Here is an 18,177-nt window from a genome sequence, read left to right on the forward strand (position 1 = left end):
TTATACATGGATGGTTTAATAACATCATACAAGATATATAGATAACTTATTATCAGGACATTTTAAAATAATGTCAGCATATGAGAAGTTTAATTATTGTTATATATAGAATTATCAAAAATATACTATTAAAATTTTAATAAATACCTACATAGGAAATAAATGAGTGAGGTTTAAAAAAATATGGCCTACTTCTCACCATTCAAATCCATGATTTATTTAGCTATATATTTGATACAAAATACATAATTATTGCTATAGATTAGCTACGCCTAGAGTAGAGGTAAATGGTGTATATAATATCTAAAATTAATGGAAAAATTTTTAAATATTATATAAAAATATATTACACTATACTCATAGTTCCACTTCAATATTTTCTGATTTGCAAGGACTTTTAATCTAAGAAACGACGAAATTGAGGTAATCCTAACTTTAGAAAATGTAAATACATGAAAATTTTATAAGAACTACTTTACATATATTGAAGATATAGGACAAGCATAAGTGATAACATTACAAGTCGATATAGATTTTGACCTAATTAGAGTCAAACATAGGAAAATCTAAAAGTAGCGTATTAATATAAGAGAAAATTAGTAAAAATTGAGAATGAATTTAATATATTTTGCAAAAATACTATTGCTATAGTCAAATACTAATCATGAGATTAGGTAGATTATTCATAATCAGTTTGAGAATTTTTATAAGTATTTAACAATTACTGTAGTTGATTTTTATAAATTTTATTAATAAAGACTTAGAATAAATTTTATAAGGAATATTGTTGCATTATTTCAACTTTAACTATAATTTAATTCTTGGCAATTCTATACTTCTAGCAGTTCGACTACTACTCAATGTTATATTACTGTGACATCTACTACTATGGAGAATTCTTTTTCCATAGCTGTAATTTTTCATAAAAATGAACTTTTTACCAATAAAGCACTCATCTAAATTCTTTTCTATTAGTTCAACAAGTTTAATAAGTAATTGTCACATGATAATTTTTTAATTTATATAGCATATTATTTTATAATTGACTGAAAAAATATTACATCTACCAACAGTAAAATTTGTTATTTTCAATAATCATTAGCCTAGGACATGATAATGAGTATGGATCAATATCTCTACAAATTCATATTATAAAATGACAGAATGGCATTAATAGCCACTAGGTAACTTTGAATTGATATTATATACTTACGTCTGTATCTAATCAACTCGACTGATATTCTCCCTAGAGATAGTTGAGGGTTATGATTATGTTGAATATATGTTTTTTAAGCTTCTCAATATTAAATATGGATTCATCCTAGCCCAAAATATTTTTTCCTTATTTCATAATTTTGTAGCATGAACAAAATTTTTAAAGCTTTCTTAAATGGGATCAAATAAATAAACTATAAAATTAATTACCTATATGATTTATATATGGAGATATATAAATCATATAGGTAATTATCTCATACTCATATTTCTAAATAATATTTGAAAAATTCTGTTATAACCTAAGATATCAGATTTAGACAAAATTGAGATATCATGAGAGTTTATATGGGATTTTAATCAGAAGTCAAAATTTTTTTCATTTGAAGAGAATAAGTTAATACATATTTTCTGTGGTAGGTTTTGACTTAGTTAAGAATATTTAAGAGTGCAGATATATATTTCACTTATAGTTAGTACTTAGGTATTAAAGATAAAGAGATACCAAGAATAAACTATTTTAATAATTACTTTTATCTTAGCTTGTATATGGTATTTTTATATAATGGCTTATAAACTTTTATTGCTAGATCATTCCAGTACTTTTGGTATTAGAACAAAATAAGCACTCAATATTTCCAGGAAAATATTGGGTATTTGGGTATTAGAGAATACCTTTAGTTAGCCTATAAAATACTGGCCATTAATCCGCAGTTATAAATTATTGCCCATAATATTCAGACACTCATTTATATTTTACTATGGTCTGTATTATGGTTATTCGGATAAGTGGTGTGATTATTTTGCCCCTAATTGAATTTCAAGCACTTTCTCAGAGTACTGGGAAAAATTAAAATTCAAAATAGAATAATCAGAAATCCAACAAATACATTAAATCTCAGGGATAATTGAGCGGATTTGAGGGTAAATAATACGACTCTCTTTAGAATTTATCCTAAAAAGTAATGAATGTTTTGTTATTATGCTCAACCTTATCAAACTTGCTGTCCAAATGCAGGGTTTGAGTCAACATCTGACTCAAGAAGCTTCTGCAAATCATCGACGCCTTGAATTAGCCCAAGAATATTTTCGTCGAGCTTGTGATTACCAAGGGGAATTAATACAAAAACAGCAACAATGGCAAAAAAATATACTTTTTGCCAATGCTACTCCCGTTGAACCCTTAAATACCTGTATTAATATTTCTACCCCACCTAAGATTCATACTATTATCGCTACGGATGGCTCACAAATCGCACCAAGTCATCATGAGATTGCTTACTGTTATTTATTGAACATTGGCAGGGTAATTTTACATTATTGTCAAAATAAACATCCTATACTTGATAGCTTACCGGAAATATTTTACCGTCAAGAAGATTTATATATCTCTCGCCAGTGGGGAATTAAGACAGAGGAATGGATGAGTTATCGTCGCACAAAGTCAGAGGTATTAACCCTAGTAGAATTAGCTACCAGTATTGAAAAAGAAATACCTACTTTAGCGATGGTAGATGGATCATTAATTTATTGGTTTTTAGAACAATTATCTAGCGATGCCAGACAGCATATTCTACCCCCAATACTAAAAGCCTGGCGACAAATGCAAGATGCCCAAATACCTGTGATGGGTTATATTAGTGCCTCTCGTAGTATTGAAGGGATGAATTTTTTGCGTCTTGTAGCCTGCCCCCACCCTTCCCCTGATTGTATGAGTTTTTGTCACAACCATAAAGAGAAACTTCCCTGTCAAGTCTTTGAATCTCTTAGAGATACAAGCTTATGGATAAACCAGCTTCAACCGGGACAGAGAGGTCCTCTATGGCGCAGTAACACCCGAATTCTGGATTTATATGAAGATCAACAAATTTATTTTTGTTATGTTCATGTAGGTGCAGAAATCGCTCGGGTAGAAGTGCCTGAATGGGTCATAAAAGAGGAAAATCTGTTTGATATATCCTTAAGATTAATGTTATCTCAAGTCTACAAAGGTTATGGTTATCCCATTGCAATTGCAGAAGCTCATAATCAAGCTGTAGTAAGTGGTCGTGATAAAACCCATTTTTTTGCTTTTTTAGAACAACAAATGATTAAAGCCGGACTAAAAAATGTTGGTGTTTCTTATAAGGAGGCTCGTAAACGAGGTGGCATTGCTTAGTTACTTTGAATAAAAAATATATTTTTACTATGACTAGAATATTTTTTTGACGATTTTTAGTAAATTAGGTCTTAGTGTATTATAGGTTTTTTAATTAGTAGTAAGATTGATGATAAAATTTTTTAAAGGTTTGGATAAATTACAAAAAATTTTTCTCTGATAATGGTAACTATAGAGAGTAAAGAGTAAGTTCACTAGTTGTGTTACAGTAGCCTTAAATATTGATAATATAAATCTATAGTCATTTCGACCCCTGAAGTCAAATCAGTTTGGTAATGCCATAAATATATGGTCAGTTACAAATGCAGTTTTTTATGATAGCAGGGGTCAGATAGAGACCTTCTAATTTATCAATGGGTTGTAGAGCAAGTTAGAAAGAAAGAATAGTCTTAACCTTTTGCAGGTTAATTTACACATTGAGACAACTAAGTTTAATTATATAAATTGCATTCTCAAATCCCGGCGTGACCAAGTGCTAATGCAGAAAATAACATTCCTATTACTAAAAAGGGTTGGGCACTGGCTTGGTATTTAACATCATTATCAAGAGGATTACGTAGAAGATACATATCCTGTAAGGTAATCTGAGGAATAATCAATAGAATTAACATTGAACCATATAAGTTTTCATGGATGCAGAATAAATAGGCTGCTATTAAAGCTTGAAATATATCTATAATTACTACAGAAATCCAAGCAGAGGTTTCTACTCCAAATATCACTGGTAAGGATCTTAGACCCAGTTTACTATCTCCCTCTATACTCTTAAAGTCGTTAACAATAGCAATCCCTAACCCAGCTATACTGTAAGTCAAAGTCAGGATGACTACCTTCCAATTTAGTTCTCCAAACAAAGCATGGCCAGCACACCAGGGTAAAGCTATATAACTGGCACCAAGAGCATAGCTACCCAACCAACCATTCTGCTTCAGTTTTAGTGGTGGTGCAGAATAAATATATGCTAAGAAAGAACCTAAAAGTGCTATTGTCGTTATGTTTGGAAAATTATGATAAGACCATATATCCAAAGCATAAGCCGTTATAATTCCAGTAGCAAGTAATATAAGAATCTGTATAATTACACGTGGAATAGAAATTGCTCCAGAAGGAATAGGACGATAAGGCTCATTAATGGCATCTATTTCACGATCATAATAGTCATTGAGGGTTTGGGTATAACCAGTTAACAAGGGTCCAGATAGTACCATACAGACTAAAACCTTGATTAGATTATCCCATGTCCAACTATAGTGGCCAGAAGAAGCTGCACCACAAATGACTCCCCACATTAGTGGAATCCATGTGATAGGCTTCATCAATTGCAAATGTATTTTCCACACTGAAGTTTTTCCTAATGCAGCACCTTTTATACCCAAAAGTTGTCGAGTGTTAGAAATACTACTACTCTCAGGGCTAGATTTTAGTGATTGATTTATATCAGATTTTGAGGTCATTGGGTTTGATCTAGACATAACATGGAAAATTTATAATTTGCTAGAATTAGCAACTAAGACTCCGAAGGGAAAATTGTTTATATGTAAGGATTAAATATTAATTCCTTATCCTCTTCTAACCTAGTTAGTAGATAAGCAAAAGTATTATGCAAAAACATTTTCAATAGTAAGTGAGATATCCCATTAGGTCTTATAAACCTACACTATAAGAAACTCTCTTAGCTCTGCTATTTGTCGCATGTGGAAAAACCTTACCATTATCAATTTATCAATTACTTAAAATGAAATAATCAAATAATTGTGCTGAAACTTCGCACCAGTTACAGATCGACCAATGAGGGATGAAGGTAAGGAAATATTCCGCCGCTGATCCCCTGCCTCCACAGTTACTTCTGGACCATGCTGGGTAAGCTTAATTTGCTTTTTTTCAAATCCTGGCAAAAATAAACTTACCTTCCGCTCACAAACATTAATTTCTATGGGTTTGGGAGCTTCTAAAGCTTGGGCTTCAAAATCAGGTAGAGAATCCATCAAGATTTGCCAATCACTCGTGGATCTATCTGGAAATACACTAACTGCTAAAGGGGAAAATTCTCCCGGAATCATATTTTTTGCATCCATATTTCCAGATGTAACTAAAATTAAACCACCTACTGTTAAATTAATCTGCTGGGAGCTACCCCAGAGGTAACGACAAGCTGCCAATTCCAATATTTCTGGAGTAGATACTAAAAAAGCAACTACACGTTTGGGATCAGCAACTGCCTCTTTTCCCTTTTCAAGAAAACTAATTGTTTGATCGATAGGATGGACAAAATTGTTATCCATCCAGTTGAAATTAAATAAATTATTAATCAGAGTCTGAATGATTGGTGCCTCTGTCAATATTTTGCCGATATCAGAATTAACAAATAATTGGTGGAACCGCCGCCAATACCAGCTAATAAAATCTGGCATTCCAAACATCCGTATGGTTCTAGAATCCCCATAACCACAATAAATAATCACATCATAATTGCCACTTTCATCATATTGACGTATGGCATTCAAAGCCAAAGCACTGTCCATCCCTGGTAATACTGCCAACTCCTGGCCATAAACCTCTTTGAGAAGGGGAGTTTTGAGATATTCCGACTCTAACTGCTTTATATCATTCCAACTGCGTTCTAACAACACAGATGCCTGCAGGTAGACAACATGTAAATTTATCGCAATTTCTTGGGGATCGCAGCCTACAGAGAAGTTCAACAACATCGACATTGTTGGTTCCACATTACCAGCCAGGAGTACACGCTTCCCCTGACCGGATAATAGTTTGGCAGCAGTGACCGCTATTTTTATCCTATGAGTTGAGGTAGCACCCAAAAATGTCAATATCAGGGACATTATGTCACTCCTATTTTCCCGCCAGTGTTTTCAATTCCAACTTAGCACTTGGCTGGTAATGATAGTTTAATTTTATTCCAATGGTTTTTCTACTGTACTACTCCAATCTCATCTTCAAAAAACCAGGTAGCAAAGTTATCATCAAATACTACCAATACGCCAACACCACTCCCGTCAGTCATCTTGTAGTCCTTTATTGTACCAACCTGAGCCAGTTTTTCAGCAACACTGCCGGATACACGGTCGCGCAAGCGATAAACCTTAACCTTTTGTCCAATTTTCATTTTTCATTAATAATGCAATCAACCAAAATTCAGTTTAGCTGAATCGGTGACACCAGGGAAATATTGACTGAAATTTATAAGTGAGTAACCTTATCAGTGGATTTTTTTATTTAACAAAAATGGATAGAAAGCTAGATACTTTACTATAAAAGTAGTAAGTATTAAATAATTAATAAACAAGATTATTTTCCACAAAAAATAGCCTTGTTTCTTAACATTAACTTTTCTATGTTTCGCCGCCAATTTTTTATACAATAGAAGTTAAATTTCTTTTAGAAAAAACGTATTTTAACTTCTTGAGCAAAATCTCTAGAAAAATACCTTATATTTTTGTCCTCATTAAAATGTTGAATATAAAAAAGAACATAGCTAAATATAAAAAAAGGATATACTTGATTAGACAATTATTTAATACTTACTGGTAATCAATTATAAAGCTTCTATATTATGATATCTTGCAATCAGCTTAATATAAGATAGAGCTATAAAACTAAATACTAACCCATAATCAAATTCAATACTACCCTAGTATATTCTGTTTATGCAATTAAGGCTTTAGATAATAGCTATTTCATTAAATATATCATATTTTATGATATATTTAAACTTTGACTAACTTAACTAATACAAGTTCATATCTTACAACAATTGGGATAATAATTAATTCCAATCATAAATAGGATCTGTTCTAATTTATTTCTTATTATGGCTTTTCGCTGCTATAAGTGCTGCTTTAATACTATTACAACCCTTACCATAGTTGAAAGAATGGGTTTTAGAAGAATAAGTAGAGTTTGGAAAATAATAGGTAGTTTGCAAGAAGTGTATTGAATTACCTTGAGTCTATTATTAAAAGACTCTAAACTGGCAGTCTACTATATCTACATCTTTTCAGTAATAAACTGTTTCAGCAAAAGGCAATTATTTATAGCTAGTAATATTAGCTCTCAGGGGTATTTTTTTACTTGCTAATAATATGAAAATCTTAATTAGGAAATAACTGACTAGCTTTTACAATATTTTTTCAAAATAAGAGCTGCTAACAAAAATAAAGTTATTCTTATCTAATATCAAATAAGGATTTATTTATACAAAAATATAAATAAATCCTTATAAATTCCATACAAATGCAATTTCAATTGTGGTAATCCTACAAACAAATTATAAATACTTTGACTTGGTACACTAAGCAAGTGAAACAGGGGCATAACTCATTCTTCTATTTTCACTACAACTGTATGATTTTTTAATGAACGTAAATCATCAAAAAACCTATAAATAAACTTAGCATTGGGGTTAATTTGTTTAAATCCTTCAAAGAAAAATAAAGCAGGTTTACTATCGAAGATAAAAAGGTCTGATTTATCAAATAATTGTTTTGACCAGACCCAAATAAAAGTTGCAGAATCTATTAGTTTTGTCGGCGGAAAACCAGTTTTTATTGATGTCAATTCTCAGACATAAAATATTGATCCACAAGTAACCCAGGAGCAGATTACCTCTAGAACTGTAATAATTTGCTAGTTCTAGAGGTAATCCTTCAGCCATAGGACAAATTCTAGACATTTTTCAGTCATATAATTTAAGAGTTGTTGAATAATGTGCTCAATCCTTTGGTAACAACAAGTACACTGGTCTTTTCCCCTCTTATCAGGAATCTTTTAATGAAGTAGTTCGTGTAAATATCTGTGATAAATTCATAGGAACTATTATTTCTGTAGTGGTACCCTTGTTTTTTCCATCTAAGAATTTGGGGCTTATAGTGATGATGGTTTAATTGCTATAGATAGTGATGAAATTGCAAAATTTGCCAGGAATGTTGAGGGTGCATGGATCAAAAAAGTATCATAATATTTGGATATAATTCTCGTTTAGAAAACTTGCAAGCAGCAATTTTGAGGGTCAAGCTCAAGTATATATATCATTGGAATCAATGTAGATGAAGAGTTACTAGGACTTATAATGATTTTATTTATTGGTAGACACTGATGGTATCATCACACCAGATTTAACTGATGGCCATATTTTTCATCAATATACAGTTTGCATGTTACATGAAAAGCGCAATACAGTAAATCAATAATTAGCAGAGTAAGGTTTAGTAATACAATCTACTGCCCATTTCCACAAGATCAACTATCTGTCTACAAGGGTAAATCCCCTAATAACCTGGTAAGCAATACATTATCCAAAGAGGTTTAGTTTGCCAATTTTACCGTAATTGGAAGAGATAAACACTAGGTAGAGATCGGTAGTTAAAGCCATCAGTAATGCTTTGGTTAAATAAAATAGAGGCAGGGTAATTTATTTATCAGTGTAAAAAGAGCCGTTTTAAACCGGAGCTTGAAAATCTAAGATATCAACTCTTTTTCAACTTCAAATTTACAATCCAAGATGGTATGAAAGTAAATAAAAAACTAGAAAATCATTTATATCAATAAGTCATATCATATTTAAATTTTTATACCACCACTTGCTCCTATAGCATAGTATAATTTTATATGATGCAGGCTAACTATATAATTAATGAGACAAAAACTCGTTATGCTAATTCTGTTTTATGATTAATGTGACTAGTTGTTTATCACTTGCTATTTCTGGGAGCCTATACAATTGTATATTGATAGATTTTTAAAGTTCGTTTTTCATATTTAAGTTCTAATGAATATTTAGCACTAATACTTTGCAGGTTAATTCCTCTACTAAATCAGATCTGCATTGATAATAAACAAAAACTTTAACTCTATAGTTCACTAAATATTTTAATTAAAAATATAGAGTTTTAAAAATATCGGATCAGAAAATACTTAGATTTTACAAAAACTCTTCAATAAATAATATACAGAAATTACAATTATGTTCTATTATTATTAGACCCAAGTCTATTGGGATATTATTAAAAGCCCAAACTTATCATTAGTTAAGTTAATTCAAATCTATCTTATCCGATGAATTGCATGGTGGTATTTAGTTGTTATAAGGTTAAGTTAGAAAAAATTCAAAGATAGATAGGAAAAAATAACAGAAGATAAAAGAATATCTTCCTTTCTCGTTTCCTCTTTGTGCCTTATCATTGTGTTGATTTATGAATTTCCTGTATGGGGAGTGTCCATAGTGCCAGAGTAAATTAAACTCCTTTATGTGTCTATGGTAAAAATTGCACCAGCACGAATTACATGAGTAGCTTATTTGACATCAACAATTATAGATACACTTAAGCACAATCCAATTACTGCAGCATGACTATTAAGACCTTCTTCCTCAGTAATTACTCCACCTGCTTTGCGGATAGCTTCCAAGAAATCCACACTGGTATTTTTGGCAACCAGAATTTCCCTATCGTTGAAAGTACCAGCAGTCATAACCACTAAATCCCCATCTGAAACTAAACCATTTTCCAAAGCGACCAATGTCGCTTTGGAAAATGGTTTGACCAGTAGAAGGTAACTCTAAGAGTAAGAGGGGTTTAACACCCCATACTAGTTATAATTGTCGTGCCACACTAACATGGGGAGTAACGGCCAAAAGTAGGTGTCCGCAGACAGAGTTTGGGATGGGATGTTTAACGTCTACAACCTTGTGATTACAAGCATCTTCTAAAATCTCCTTCTCAATTCTTTCAGCAATTTTTGCCATAGTAGCCATGGATTCCACAGTAAATTGATCCACTGCTGTCTCATTAGAAAGCATCACTGCATCTGTAACATCGAGGATTGCATTTGCCACATCTGATACTTCTGGCCTAGTAGGACGTGGATTACTTGCCATACTGTCTAACATGGGTCGCAGTGATAATGGGTACACCTAAACGGTTGGCTGCTATAATTAGACGCTTTTGCAGAACAGGAATATCTTCAGCGGGTAGTTCTACCCCTCAATCAAATAGAGGAAGGACTTCGTCTATTTGATTGATCACTTCATGTTTCTCTATTTTGGCAATTACAGGCACTCATTTACCAGTACTGGAGATTAAACCCTTAATTTTTATTAAATCTTGAGGATTACTAACAAATGAAAGTGCTATCCAGTCTATTCTTTGGTCTAAACCAAACATTAAATCTTCTCGGTCTTTATTTGTAAGATCCTTAATCGATAGGCCAACGCCAGAAAAGTTAACCTCCTTATTATTGGACAAATGAAATCAAATAATTCAAATAATGAGTAAAGAAAGAGCTATTTGAGTTTTTCAATTCAAAAGCATAATTATCCATTTTTAAAGAAGTTATGATGTTCAGTATTTTTTTTGGAATTATACTGCTATTACGTACCCAATATCTGAATCAATCTTGTTTGACAACATTTTTTTTAAATGCAAATAAATCTTTGCTCAACAAAACTTTATCATTGGCCGTTTTATATCATATACTCACATTATTTAACTTCAAAGGAGTAATATGGTAATGCTGATGTCGGAGGTGAAGAAACCACTGACAATACCCCCCAAGGAATTATTAGCGCCTCCAGGTGGTTTCAATCCGACACTACTAATGTTTTTTGGGGCAGTGGTAATTGTTATGTTGTCTGTTTGTGGCTATTGGGTATGGCAATGGCCACACTGGGTCTGTTTTACCTGTAACGTATTAGCCTTACATATTTCGGGTACAGTGATTCATGATGCCTGTCATCAATCAGCACACCGCAATCATAGGGTTAATATTGTCTTAGGACATAGTAGTGCTTTGATGTTAGCTTTTGCCTTTCCTGTTTTCACCAGAGTTCATTTGCAGCACCATGGTAATGTTAACGATCCAGAAAATGACCCGGATCATTATGTTTCTACTGGTGGCCCTTTGTGGTTAATTGCTGTACGATTTCTCTACCACGAAATATTTTTCTTTAAGCGGCAATTATGGCACAAAGGTGAACTTATAGAGTGGTTTGTTAGTCGTTTGTTCGTTTTGACAATTGTCCTGGTTTCTATTCATTATTGCTTTTTGAGCTATATTCTTAATTTTTGGTTTGTCCCATCTTTGGTCGTGGGAATTACCCTAGGACTATTCTTCGATTACTTACCCCATCGTCCTTTTATGGAGCGTAATCGCTGGAAGAACGCACGAGTATATGCCAGTCCAATTTTGAATATTTTAATTCTAGGGCAGAATTATCATCTTATCCATCATCTTTGGCCTTCAATACCTTGGTATAGTTACCAGTCAACATATTACTTAATGAAACCATTATTAGATGCTAAAGGTTCCCATCAATCCTTGGGCTTATTACGTAAAAAGGATTTTTTAGAGTTTCTGTATGATATTTTCCTTGGAATTAGATTTCATCATCAAAAACCTAGTCAAAAGTCTTAATAATCTAGGGTAACACCAATAAGTTCAAGTGTTTTTATATCGATTTGCTACATACACTTAGGGCAGTTTTCAGTGAAAAGTAGTGTAAATATTCTGTGGAGAAATTATTACTTCTGATTCATTACTTCTGATATTGATTAATACTTGTAATCTGAAATAAAATAGAGACTATAAATCTGAAGTGAAATACTTAATATTTAAGTAAATTATAATCTTTATCTATTGACTTCTGATTTCAGCTTTCACGCACTAGTTTTGATGAGGAAGAAAATGTGGTAAATTCCAATCTGGACGCAAGTTGACAGCATGACGCAAATAGATGTGACATACAGAAGCAGAAATAGGAAGATAGGCATGTAACAAAAATCTAATACAATTTTTGAGACTGCCCTCAACATGCATTTCCTGCACATCCAGCATTGGTATATTTACCCATAAAGGCCGAGAGCGGGCTATTGCAGCTGGAAAAACTGCATCCAGGTCTTTAGTTGCTGAAAATGTAACACTAATAATGTCCGTAGTAGGATGTAATTGGTTACGTTGTTCCAATTCATCTAATAGTTCCATCACAGCTGCTTTTATTGCCTCGCTCTTATTTTCTGAGGCAGTTGTCGCACCGCGAATAGCCCGTATTCGGCAATCCACAACTATTTCCTCCTGGATTTTTTCTTTGAATTATTATTTTTTGGCACTGAAAAATGTAAAGTCAAAGTTTAAGGTCTGTATAACCATAAGGGTAAACCACTGGTAGAAATTTCAAATTCGAGCCAATCCATTCCAGTTCTTATGCCTGCTGTCATTTGCTGGTTTCCTCGTAACAAACGACTTAATAATGGTTTCCGCTCTTCTATTGTATGTATTTGGGCTTTTTCTGGATCTAAGCCTGCCAATTCTGCAGCCCAGCAGCGAGCTTCTTCTTCTGTACCTAACTTATCAACAACCCCTAATTCTAAAGCTTGCTGTCCAGTAAATATGCGACCATCAGCAAAGCTTTTCACATTATCGATGTCCAAGTTTCTGGCCTCTGCTACAGTTTTTATAAATTGTTTATAACTGGTGTCGATCAATTCCTGCAGAATGCTTTGTTCTGGTTCTGTTAATTCACGATCAAATGCCAAAATATCTTTGTAAGGTCCAGATTTAATAACTTTAAAGGAGACACCTATTTTTTCTAATAACCGTCCAATATTGTTACCACGCAGAATAACACCAATACTGCCTGTAATAGTTCCAGGGTTTGCCATGATATTATCTGAACCCATGCCAATATAAACTCCACCAGAGGCAGAAATATTACCAAAACTGACAACTATTTTTATTTTTTTCCGCAATTGTCTTAGTGCACTATAAATTTCCTGTGAGTCTCCTACAGTTCCACCTGGACTGTCAATACGTAAGAGCAGAGCAGGAAATTTCTTTTCTTCAACTAACTTAAAAGCTTCCAATACTCTTTTACGGGTGTTTTCTCCAATTGCTCCATTAATTTCAACTCGGGCTATTTGTTTACGAAACTTAGATTTAAAAGGCCAAACCATAATTGGGCTCATAACTTACAGCGTATTTTTTAGGTGTCAGACATTCAGACATTGAGTTTATATGTAAGGTGCTATCATCTCCTACAGATGGGTGATACTAGCATCTCTAAAACTCACTGATGGCTGGATCTTACTTTATACCTTATTGAATCTTATTGTTGCTATTTGATCATAAGTCCCTAATTACTTAAATTAATTGCATTATCTAAATTGAATTAAATAATGAAACTTATATTCCAAGATCTAAGGATTAATACGCAATATATAGCATCTATAGTAGGCATAAGTGTCAAATAAACCACCAACAAAACTACAAGTTAAACTAATTACACACAATCCCCTAAAAGATATCCCACTTCCAAAAACAGCAAGAAAATGCAACACTTCATGGGAAATTTCTTCGCTCAAGTTCTGTAGAGGTGGTATAAAGCTAATAAGAGAAAGCATTAACAGAAAAAACCCTACTAATAACATGGGAGCAACAAAGCAAAAAATAACTGTTAATAACAGTGATCGCAAAAAGTTAGTCAAAATAGTCATTGATTTGCTAGACCTCGTGACTCGAGTAGACAAGGGGCAAAATACCTACTTGTCATCTTCTAGAATAATCGTCATCGCTGCCCATGGAGTTAGATTTCAAAAATCTTAAATTTTCATTAAAAAACCTACACACTACCACCAATATTATGTCCAATATGTTCTAGGGTTGTGCAGTTAGCTAAACTATTATTCTATAAGGATATTGCCATCAGAGAGTGGTTAATATTAGCGCTGAAGGCATAATGAGAAATGTTAACTTTATGAGGCTAGTTTTAATCTAAGTTAACTTAATATCCGCGAACGAAAATCATTAAGGGTTTGCAGTCAGGTAATTTGGTTGTGTAAGAGATTGCATATTCAATTGTCAATTATGAATGTGAGAAACACCATCTATAGTTGAAAACTAAGCTAATACAATAAGTATACCTATTTCGTTGGGCAATTCTTGAAAATTAATTTTTCTGTTTTGCATATTATTATGTGATAAGTACTTTAATTATGCTATTAGGAGCACTGTATTTTGATATAATGCAATTTGCCTATGCATCAACCCACTATATCAGTTCACAATCCCCAACTAATTGACAGTTTTATGTTGTAATAGGGGAGTATCAACTTTAATACAAATTATTCAACCTAATAATATTGAGTGAGATTACATCCAAATCTGGTATTAGAATCTGGAGTCAAAGATTGCTAGCAGCCTTTTTCGTAGGCGGACAAGTAATAAATCACCTGATTCAAAGGAAAATTCATCGTCGTAATACCCTAGAGCAAATGGCATTAGTGGGGCCTGATTCGCTGTTTATTGCCCTATTAACAGCCGTTTTTGTTGGTGCTGTGTTTACAATTCAAGTGGTAAGAGAGTTTATCAATTTTGGGGCAGGTAACTTAGTTGGGGGAGTGCTTGCATTAGCATTAACTAGAGAATTGTCACCAGTATTAACTGCAGTTATTTTGGCAGGACGCATAGGTTCCGCTTTCGCTGCAGAAATAGGTACTATGAGGGTAACAGAACAAATAGATGCCATGTTGGTATTAAAAACTGACCCCATAGATTACTTAGTCATCCCTAGGGTAATAGCCTGTTTGTTAATGCTACCCATTCTGACGCTTCTATTTCTAATTACTGGGATGATAGGAGGAATGATGGTTGCCACTAGCCTATATCAACTTTCTGGTAGTCAATTTATAGGCTCTGCCCGTAATTTCCTGCATGTGTGGGACATTTTTAGTGCCATTGTCAAGTCAAGTTTTTTTGGACTATTAATTTCTGTCATTGGTTGTAGCTGGGGTTTGACAACTGATGGAGGTGCAAAAGGTGTAGGACAGTCAACAACAACTGCAGTTGTAACTTCATTGCTACTTATATTCATCAGCAATTTTTTCCTTTCATGGTTAATGTTTCAAGGCACTGATAGTGCATTAAATTAGGCTGTAACAATTTTTTGTGTTTGGTCAGATATGAACTCTTGTGTCTAATTAAGTTAATAGCCAAAGCCCACTCTCCAATTCTATTACTATGAATAATACAGGCTTAGACTAATCTAAACTCTTTATAATTCAACGCGGGAAGTTGGTCTCTATAAAACCCATCTAAAACATATAAATTTAAAATTATAATGCCTACTTCGTTGACTTCTAATTTATCCTCTACAGTAGAACTGAGACCCAATTATAAAATTCCAATCAACTTGGCACTAGGGGCAATACCATCATTTTTTCTGCAGCTTTGGATTGGTGGAGTTCTAGCATTACTTAGTTTATTTCTCTTATTTCAGGCACTCACGGTACGTCTACAATTCACCCCTACGGATTTGGATATTTATAGAGGGAAAATCATTATCCGTCGTTTTCCTTATCAGGAGTGGCAAAATTGGCGGATTTTTTGGTATCCGGTCCCCATTTTGTTCTATTTCAAAGAAATTAAAAGTATCCACTTTTTACCCATTTTATTTGATCCCACAACTCTTAAAGAATGTTTAGAACAGCATTGTCCCAGGATATAGAGAATATTTAAATATATATCAGATGTGAAAAGCGTTTACTAACATTCTCAAAATGATGTTAGTAAACGCTTTAAAATGTAAATAAGTCTCTGGCATTTTTGGTAATTAAGAGACAGCTAAATATCTTGGTTAATTATTTAAGATAGTTATAAAGTGTGATCACAGTTAATAAGCTATCTCACAAGATAAGATAAATAAACTGGAGGTATATTATACTACCCAATGTATTTTAGATCGCATAGTATTCTTTGTTTATTCTGTTTTCAACACTACTTGGATAATCTAAACAATAAAAATTCATACACTATTGCATAAAGATATTCTTACGTCAGAATCAGTATATGCCCAGACAAGTTTAAGAAGGGCTGCTGAGACATCTAAAATATTTGAGGGGTTGCTAGCTTCCAACAAGCCTATCCTACCTAAACATTGTAACTGGGGTCTATAGCGCTAATTCCAAAATGCCAAGTGTGGCGAGTTGTCCATTTCCCTTTATATTCTTGTTACTATCAAAATTTATATTAGGACTTAACTACTGTTTTACTTTTAAGATTTTCCTATTTCTATCTGATTCAAACTTTTGGGAGTACTATTATGAGTTATAAACCAAATAACATTTTTATTTCTAGTTATAGGGATATATACATATACATCATCTGCAATAATGGTAAAGCCATCAGGTAAAATACACAATTTTGCAAATGCTACCAAGGTGTAGAAAAAACAGTTCACTGCCGATCACACTATATAATTTAATTCTTACATCTATATAGTTTGACTTCAATAAGGACAAATAATCACTGATAAATTAATACTTGTATTATATTTTTAGGGTAAGCTTTAATCATGTCATTTCTGGGTAAACTTAAATATTTTACATAAGGGAATATTAGAAATTAATATACATAAATTCTCTAATATTCCCTTATGTAAACGTTAATTATTGATTTAATTCAGAGGTAAAAAATATTTCTTACTATTATTAACCTTTACATTATCAAATCCTAAATATTTTCAGGTCAGTGTTACTGAGGATGTTAGATTATTAGGGCTATCTAAACACATAATATTTTCATTGTCTATAATCTATTTCATTTACTTTACCGTCATTACATAGTAGTTTATGAACACTGAGGAATATCAAGCTCCACAACCAAATGATGACTCTTCAGCACAACCAATATCACAAGAGGCCATACCAGAGTCCATAGAGAAGGAAGATAATCTACCAGTTAGCAGAGTGGAAAAATTATCAGAAACTCCCATACTTGATTGTTACGAAACAAATTTCCAACAACTACATCAAAACACAATAGATGAGTTAGAAAAAGCTATTATCCAACTAAAACAACAAAAACAAGAATTAACTAGTGAAATTGCCACTTTACAAGCCAGTAGTAAAAACCTAAAAAACGAACTCGACCAATCTCACATTGCTATGGGGAAAGTGATGCAAGAAGCACTTTCCCAATTTGAACAGCGCAAACAATCACTAGAAATTGCCGTTGAGCAATTAGAAAAACGACAAGAAAGAGTTCGAAATGAAATGAAAACCTCTTTTGCAGGTGTTTCCCAAGATTTAGCAATTCGTGTCCAAGGCTTTAAGGATTATCTTACTGGCAGCCTACAAGATTTAGCAGCAGCAGCAGAGCAACTACAATTACTACCCCAGATACCAGCAGAGATAGTCAAACATACAGTGAAGGCAAGGAAATCTAGGGAATCCCAGTCAGAAATTCTTCAATTTACACCAGCCCAATTTGAAGAAACAGCTAAGACAATTCACCACTTGATTGGCCAATATCGTAATCAGCCCGATTATTATGGTCCACCTTGGCAGCTCAGACGAACTTTTGGAACTGTTCATGCAGAACTCGCCTCTTACTGGTTTTTCCAGAACGGGGGTAGAGGTACATTGAAAACCACAGGCAACCAGTTACAAAATATACTAATAGCTTCGGCAATTATATCCGTACTATACCAGCTTTATGGCAATCGTCTCCGTCCTTTAGTATTGACTAACAGTCCTGAAAGGTTGGGGGATTGGCGTAGGGGATTACAAGATTGCTTAGGGATTGATCGTCAAGACTTCGGGCCTGATCGTGGGTTGGCATTATTTGAACGCTCGGAAGCAGTGGTACAAAAAGCTGAAAAACTGCAAAAAGCTAGACAAATACCTCTAATTATTATAGATGATTCTGAAGGACAAGTTAGTTTATCCTTGTTGCAGTTTTCTCTATGGCTGGCTTTTTCCGCAGATATAAAAGTAATGAGAAATTTTCATGATTAATTG

At 33.2% G+C, this 18,177-nt stretch carries 13 protein-coding genes and 1 pseudogene; 6 read left to right on the forward strand and 8 right to left on the reverse strand.

The genetic code is table 11. The annotated features are described in order from the left end of the window. Positions 1-2,197 precede the first annotated feature (2,197 nt). Positions 2,198-3,373 (forward strand): DNA double-strand break repair nuclease NurA, encoded by a 1,176-nt coding sequence (locus RINTHH_RS08020; protein ID WP_044304898.1) that lies wholly within the window; start codon positions 2,198-2,200, stop codon positions 3,371-3,373. A 452-nt stretch (positions 3,374-3,825) separates the two neighbouring features. On the opposite strand, the gene chlG is transcribed toward RINTHH_RS08020, so the two are convergent. From chlG to RINTHH_RS11070, 4 genes are all read right to left on the reverse strand, one after another. After that, on the reverse strand, positions 3,826-4,845 hold the full coding sequence (gene chlG, locus RINTHH_RS08025; RefSeq protein ID WP_044304899.1) for a chlorophyll synthase ChlG: 1,020 nt from the start codon (positions 4,843-4,845) through the stop codon (positions 3,826-3,828). A 258-nt stretch (positions 4,846-5,103) separates the two neighbouring features. After that, positions 5,104-6,213: a Get3/ArsA fold putative tail anchor-mediating ATPase NosAFP gene (locus RINTHH_RS08030; protein WP_008235182.1), complete on the reverse strand. Its 1,110-nt coding sequence runs from the start codon at positions 6,211-6,213 to the stop codon at positions 5,104-5,106. Between the two features lie 89 nt (positions 6,214-6,302). Beyond that, positions 6,303-6,497, reverse strand: a complete 195-nt coding sequence (gene petP / locus RINTHH_RS08035) for a cytochrome b6f subunit PetP (protein ID WP_008235183.1) — start codon at positions 6,495-6,497, stop codon at positions 6,303-6,305. A 1,211-nt stretch (positions 6,498-7,708) separates the two neighbouring features. After that, complete coding sequence (locus RINTHH_RS11070) at positions 7,709-7,948, reverse strand: GumK N-terminal domain-containing glycosyltransferase (RefSeq protein ID WP_008235185.1); 240 nt, start codon at positions 7,946-7,948, stop codon at positions 7,709-7,711. A gap of 378 nt (positions 7,949-8,326) precedes the next feature. On the opposite strand from RINTHH_RS11070, the gene RINTHH_RS11760 reads away from it, so the two are divergent. Further along, positions 8,327-8,440, forward strand: a complete 114-nt coding sequence (locus RINTHH_RS11760) for a DegT/DnrJ/EryC1/StrS family aminotransferase (protein ID WP_155943953.1) — start codon at positions 8,327-8,329, stop codon at positions 8,438-8,440. Between the two features lie 1,194 nt (positions 8,441-9,634). Here RINTHH_RS11760 and RINTHH_RS11270 read toward each other — a convergent pair. After that, positions 9,635-10,632, reverse strand: a pseudogene (locus tag RINTHH_RS11270) (pyruvate kinase); the annotation flags it as partial. 265 nt (positions 10,633-10,897) lie between these two features. On the opposite strand from RINTHH_RS11270, the gene crtR reads away from it, so the two are divergent. After that, a complete protein-coding gene (gene crtR / locus RINTHH_RS08060) occupies positions 10,898-11,800 on the forward strand; it encodes a beta-carotene hydroxylase (RefSeq protein WP_008235203.1) in 903 nt (300 codons plus the stop codon). A 249-nt stretch (positions 11,801-12,049) separates the two neighbouring features. Here the strand turns inward: crtR and aroH are convergent, their stop codons facing one another. The 3 genes from aroH to RINTHH_RS10520 form a co-directional block, all read right to left on the reverse strand. After that, positions 12,050-12,445: a chorismate mutase gene (gene aroH, locus RINTHH_RS08065; RefSeq protein WP_008230355.1), complete on the reverse strand. Its 396-nt coding sequence runs from the start codon at positions 12,443-12,445 to the stop codon at positions 12,050-12,052. 68 nt (positions 12,446-12,513) lie between these two features. Further along, positions 12,514-13,335: a signal peptide peptidase SppA gene (gene sppA, locus RINTHH_RS08070; protein WP_008235207.1), complete on the reverse strand. Its 822-nt coding sequence runs from the start codon at positions 13,333-13,335 to the stop codon at positions 12,514-12,516. 243 nt (positions 13,336-13,578) lie between these two features. After that, on the reverse strand, positions 13,579-13,875 hold the full coding sequence (locus RINTHH_RS10520) for a hypothetical protein (RefSeq protein WP_008235209.1): 297 nt from the start codon (positions 13,873-13,875) through the stop codon (positions 13,579-13,581). Positions 13,876-14,520: 645 nt separating this feature from the next. On the opposite strand from RINTHH_RS10520, the gene RINTHH_RS08080 reads away from it, so the two are divergent. The 3 genes from RINTHH_RS08080 to RINTHH_RS08090 all read left to right on the forward strand — a co-directional run bounded on the left by RINTHH_RS08080 (position 14,521) and on the right by RINTHH_RS08090 (position 18,174). Further along, positions 14,521-15,309: an MlaE family lipid ABC transporter permease subunit gene (locus RINTHH_RS08080; protein ID WP_081606246.1), complete on the forward strand. Its 789-nt coding sequence runs from the start codon at positions 14,521-14,523 to the stop codon at positions 15,307-15,309. 188 nt (positions 15,310-15,497) lie between these two features. Next, the gene (locus RINTHH_RS08085; RefSeq protein WP_044304902.1) at positions 15,498-15,884 is read left to right on the forward strand and encodes a DUF3119 family protein; all 387 of its coding nucleotides are present in this window, start codon (positions 15,498-15,500) and stop codon (positions 15,882-15,884) included. A gap of 1,123 nt (positions 15,885-17,007) precedes the next feature. Then, on the forward strand, positions 17,008-18,174 hold the full coding sequence (locus tag RINTHH_RS08090) for a DUF3086 domain-containing protein (RefSeq protein WP_008235216.1): 1,167 nt from the start codon (positions 17,008-17,010) through the stop codon (positions 18,172-18,174). Positions 18,175-18,177: the final 3 nt, after the last annotated feature.

Source organism: Richelia intracellularis HH01, assembly GCF_000350105.1.
Classification (GTDB): domain Bacteria; phylum Cyanobacteriota; class Cyanobacteriia; order Cyanobacteriales; family Nostocaceae; genus Richelia; species Richelia intracellularis.

Bases quoted from the DNA above. Each gene is read 5' to 3' on its own strand.
- RINTHH_RS10520 (WP_008235209.1), bottom strand. From the start codon at position 13,875: ATGACTATTTTGACTAACTTTTTGCGATCACTGTTATTAACAGTTATT.
- RINTHH_RS11760 (WP_155943953.1), top strand. From the start codon at position 8,327: ATGGATCAAAAAAGTATCATAATATTTGGATATAATTCTCGTTTAGAA.
- crtR (WP_008235203.1), top strand. From the start codon at position 10,898: ATGCTGATGTCGGAGGTGAAGAAACCACTGACAATACCCCCCAAGGAA.
- RINTHH_RS08020 (WP_044304898.1), top strand. From the start codon at position 2,198: ATGCTCAACCTTATCAAACTTGCTGTCCAAATGCAGGGTTTGAGTCAA.
- RINTHH_RS08030 (WP_008235182.1), bottom strand. From the start codon at position 6,213: ATGTCCCTGATATTGACATTTTTGGGTGCTACCTCAACTCATAGGATA.
- RINTHH_RS08085 (WP_044304902.1), top strand. From the start codon at position 15,498: ATGCCTACTTCGTTGACTTCTAATTTATCCTCTACAGTAGAACTGAGA.
- petP (WP_008235183.1), bottom strand. From the start codon at position 6,497: ATGAAAATTGGACAAAAGGTTAAGGTTTATCGCTTGCGCGACCGTGTA.
- chlG (WP_044304899.1), bottom strand. From the start codon at position 4,845: ATGTCTAGATCAAACCCAATGACCTCAAAATCTGATATAAATCAATCA.
- sppA (WP_008235207.1), bottom strand. From the start codon at position 13,335: ATGGTTTGGCCTTTTAAATCTAAGTTTCGTAAACAAATAGCCCGAGTT.
- RINTHH_RS08090 (WP_008235216.1), top strand. From the start codon at position 17,008: ATGAACACTGAGGAATATCAAGCTCCACAACCAAATGATGACTCTTCA.